This window comes from Rhodococcus sp. UFZ-B548 (assembly GCF_903819475.1).
Taxonomy (GTDB): domain Bacteria; phylum Actinomycetota; class Actinomycetes; order Mycobacteriales; family Mycobacteriaceae; genus Rhodococcus_F; species Rhodococcus_F erythropolis.
The window spans coordinates 1-2,840 of record NZ_CAIJDS010000130.1; the positions used below are offsets into that span (position 1 = coordinate 1).

A 2,840-nucleotide genomic window follows, 5' to 3' on the forward strand; every position below is an offset into this window, starting at 1 on the left:
GACCGCGACCTCGATGGCCGCGTGACCACTGTCCACTTTTCGGGGTGAACCTCAGGGCTCGGCGGCCACCTCCTGCCTAGGTCGACTGGCTGTGGTCCAGACCGACGACGACTACAACCCAAAGACCGAGCGCATCACTCGTCGTCAGCGTCCTCATAGACGAGTACTTCAAAGTCCTCGTCATCCGAGTAGCGCCACTCACAGGACACCCGCGCCGCCGGATTCGCTTCCGCCACTATCTGCTTTATGGTTTGCTCCACCGACTTTCGCCAATCCTCGAACGACCCTCCCTTATAGCGCTCCAGGAATACGCCGTAGTCAAGATCGGCAGTCGAGCCGTACTGCTTTTTGGCTTCCTCCACCGACTTTTGCCAAACCTCGAACGACCCTCCCGGATAGCGATCCAGGAATACGTCGTAGTCAAGATCGGCAGTCCAGCCGGACATCATCCACTGATCCTCGCCCTCGGGGTCGAGCTGTCCGTAATTCGGCTCCAGCCCCTCTCGCTCCATCAGCGCACGGACTGCGGGCAGTACCAAATTGACCTGCTGCATAGTGAGCGGAGCCCGAAGTTGGAAGGTGAAACGAAACAATCTCTGCACGAGCCGGAACCCTAGAGCAACAGACCCCTGGCGTCGTCGGGGGGCCGTCGGCCTCGCATATGCGTGTGATCCCTAATGCGTGTCGATCAACTGCACCCGCTGCCGGCGTCGCCGCCGCTCGACGAGCAATCAGAAGTGCTTGTTCCTCCGCCGCCATCTGCGGTGAAACCGAAGAACGCGCTGCTTGCGTGGCCGCTTGTCCGGTTTTTCGGGGTTCTCCCGACAGATGGGTGGTCGTCGTAATCGTCGAACCGCTGCAGCGGCTGATCGAATCGCCCGTCATCAGTTTGGCGTTGGTGGCGGATCGAGCAAGGCAAGCTGCCGCCTAGTCTCGATCCAGTGGACCAGCTCCTCTGGCTCAGGGGGTATGGCCCGGGGAAGCAGGTTATGTTGCTGGCCAGTTCGCTCCATAACTCACGTTATGCGCCCGATCGGGAACTAAGCAGAAGCGTCGCCGACTAGGTCAAATTCGGCGTCGAGGATCTGATCGAGGTGACCTTCGTCGGCATCACGCATTTGCGCGACCCACTCGCGGTACTGCTCGAAGTGGGGACTGTCGTCGCCGCACCTTCGCTCGAATCGCATGATGTACGCTGCTCGTCGTTGTTCATGAGTTGGAGTTTGGCGGAACCCCTCCGGATCGCCATCGAGGGCGGCCGTGGTCTGAGAAACCATCTCCACGTTGTACTGGTTGACGACCTCGGTTCCGGCCTCATCGATACCAATCAGGTGCTTGCCGTGGGTCTTCCATGCGTAGACCGCAGGAAACGTCTTCGATGAACCGTCGCTGTACACGATCTTTAGTCCGCTCATTGGGGAGACGGTACCGAAGGACCCTGAACGTCGCGGGTGTAGGTCACAGTCACGCTGTTTTCGACGGCAGACATGATCCGACCGGACCCGTCGCGGGTAAGCACGGCAGTCTGCACAACGGGCGCACAACTGCCAGTAGCTCCGCAGTTTCGTGTTGCGAAGTTGATAGAAGCACTCGTTCTGCTGGCCCCAGGCTGCGACTCTTCCGACTCTCATAAAGGCTGCATCATGACCGAAACAGCTACCGCCACATGTTTTGTCGTTGTACCCCGGACCGCTGAACACGGCGGATACGAGAACGAGTGCTTCACCCACTTCGTTGAGGACAACGCGGGCCGCTACTGCCTGCGAGGACCGATGGTCCAGTCGGACGCGGAATGGCTCGCGAACAACGTGAACAGAAAGTGGGGATAACCCACCAAAGAAGGCCCCGCGCCGGATTCGGCGCGGGGCCTTTCTGCTGCACTTCTACGTGGATGCAGGGCGCTCCGGCATCTTCATCATGATCAGCTCCGCACCGTCCTTGTAGCGGTACGCCCACTGACCATCCTTCGTCAGCACCGTGCCAGCCCGGCCCTCGTCCGGGGCTGGGCTCCACCCGTGAACCTCATCCGGTTCTGCACTCTCGCTCATCTCACTATTGTCTCAACCTCCGAAGACCGGCCGAAACCAGTACAAACCCGCGCACAGTAGAGCAATGAGCGCCGCCACCGGAAAGCCAGTGCCGCCGATGCTCGCCACACTCGGGCATCCACCCACGGGGGAGCGCTGGGCCTTCGAGTCGAAATGGGATGGAGTCAGGGCCATCGCCACCACCGGCGCCAAACCGCCGGCACTGTGGTCGCGCAACGGCAACAACTTCAGCGCCTCGTTTCCTGAGATCGTCGACGCACTCAGCGACGTGCTCGACCACCGCGAAACCGTCCTCGACGGCGAGATCGTCGCACTCGGACCCGACGGTGTCCCGTCCTTCTCCCGACTACAGCGCCGGATGCACGTCCTCAAACCCACCGCCCAACTCCGCAACGACGCCCTCACCAACTACTACGTCTTCGACGTCCTCGACATCGGCGGAACATCGACGACCGACCTGCCCTACCTCGAACGCCGCGAAGCGCTCGCCAACCTCAGCCTCGAACACCCGCGCATCAAAGTCCCACCCCACTGGCTCAACGTCGACGGACCGACCATGCTTGAGGTCGCCCGCAAACACCACCTCGAAGGCATCGTCGCCAAAAGCATCACCTCGACCTACCAACCCGGAAAACGGTCCCCGAGCTGGCTGAAAACACCGCTCCGCGCCAACACCGAAGGAATCATCTCCGGATTCGTCCCCGGATCCGGCAACGCCGCCGGCGGAATCGGATCACTGATCCTCGGCGCCCACGACGATACCGGTAATGCGTGATAATCAAACGTGTCGAA

5 protein-coding genes are annotated in these 2,840 nt (G+C 61.0%); 2 read left to right on the top strand and 3 right to left on the bottom strand.

Going from position 1 to position 2,840, the window contains the following annotated elements; translation table 11 throughout:
* Window positions 1-134: 134 nt before the first annotated feature.
* Both H7C86_RS36700 and H7C86_RS36705 read right to left on the bottom strand, forming a co-directional pair.
* A complete protein-coding gene (locus H7C86_RS36700; RefSeq protein WP_182263499.1) occupies window positions 135-602 on the bottom strand; it encodes a hypothetical protein in 468 nt (155 codons plus the stop codon).
* A gap of 438 nt (window positions 603-1,040) precedes the next feature.
* Window positions 1,041-1,415 carry a hypothetical protein gene (locus tag H7C86_RS36705; RefSeq protein WP_182263500.1) on the bottom strand — a complete coding sequence of 125 codons (375 nt, stop codon included), beginning with the start codon at window positions 1,413-1,415 and terminating at the stop codon, window positions 1,041-1,043.
* Window positions 1,416-1,643: 228 nt separating this feature from the next.
* On the opposite strand from H7C86_RS36705, the gene H7C86_RS36710 reads away from it, so the two are divergent.
* Window positions 1,644-1,829: a hypothetical protein gene (locus H7C86_RS36710; RefSeq protein WP_182263501.1), complete on the top strand. Its 186-nt coding sequence runs from the start codon at window positions 1,644-1,646 to the stop codon at window positions 1,827-1,829.
* A 54-nt stretch (window positions 1,830-1,883) separates the two neighbouring features.
* Here H7C86_RS36710 and H7C86_RS36715 read toward each other — a convergent pair whose 3' ends face one another.
* Window positions 1,884-2,048: a hypothetical protein gene (locus tag H7C86_RS36715; RefSeq protein ID WP_182263502.1), complete on the bottom strand. Its 165-nt coding sequence runs from the start codon at window positions 2,046-2,048 to the stop codon at window positions 1,884-1,886.
* 64 nt (window positions 2,049-2,112) lie between these two features.
* Between H7C86_RS36715 and H7C86_RS36720 the strand changes: the two genes are divergently transcribed.
* Window positions 2,113-2,823 carry an RNA ligase family protein gene (locus H7C86_RS36720; RefSeq protein ID WP_259349442.1) on the top strand — a complete coding sequence of 237 codons (711 nt, stop codon included), beginning with the start codon at window positions 2,113-2,115 and terminating at the stop codon, window positions 2,821-2,823.
* The last annotated feature ends 17 nt before the right edge of the window (window positions 2,824-2,840 follow it).

Coding starts and splice junctions, on each gene's coding strand:
- H7C86_RS36705 (WP_182263500.1), bottom strand. CDS start 1,415: ATGAGCGGACTAAAGATCGTGTACAGCGACGGTTCATCGAAGACGTTT.
- H7C86_RS36720 (WP_259349442.1), top strand. CDS start 2,113: ATGAGCGCCGCCACCGGAAAGCCAGTGCCGCCGATGCTCGCCACACTC.
- H7C86_RS36710 (WP_182263501.1), top strand. CDS start 1,644: ATGACCGAAACAGCTACCGCCACATGTTTTGTCGTTGTACCCCGGACC.
- H7C86_RS36715 (WP_182263502.1), bottom strand. CDS start 2,048: ATGAGCGAGAGTGCAGAACCGGATGAGGTTCACGGGTGGAGCCCAGCC.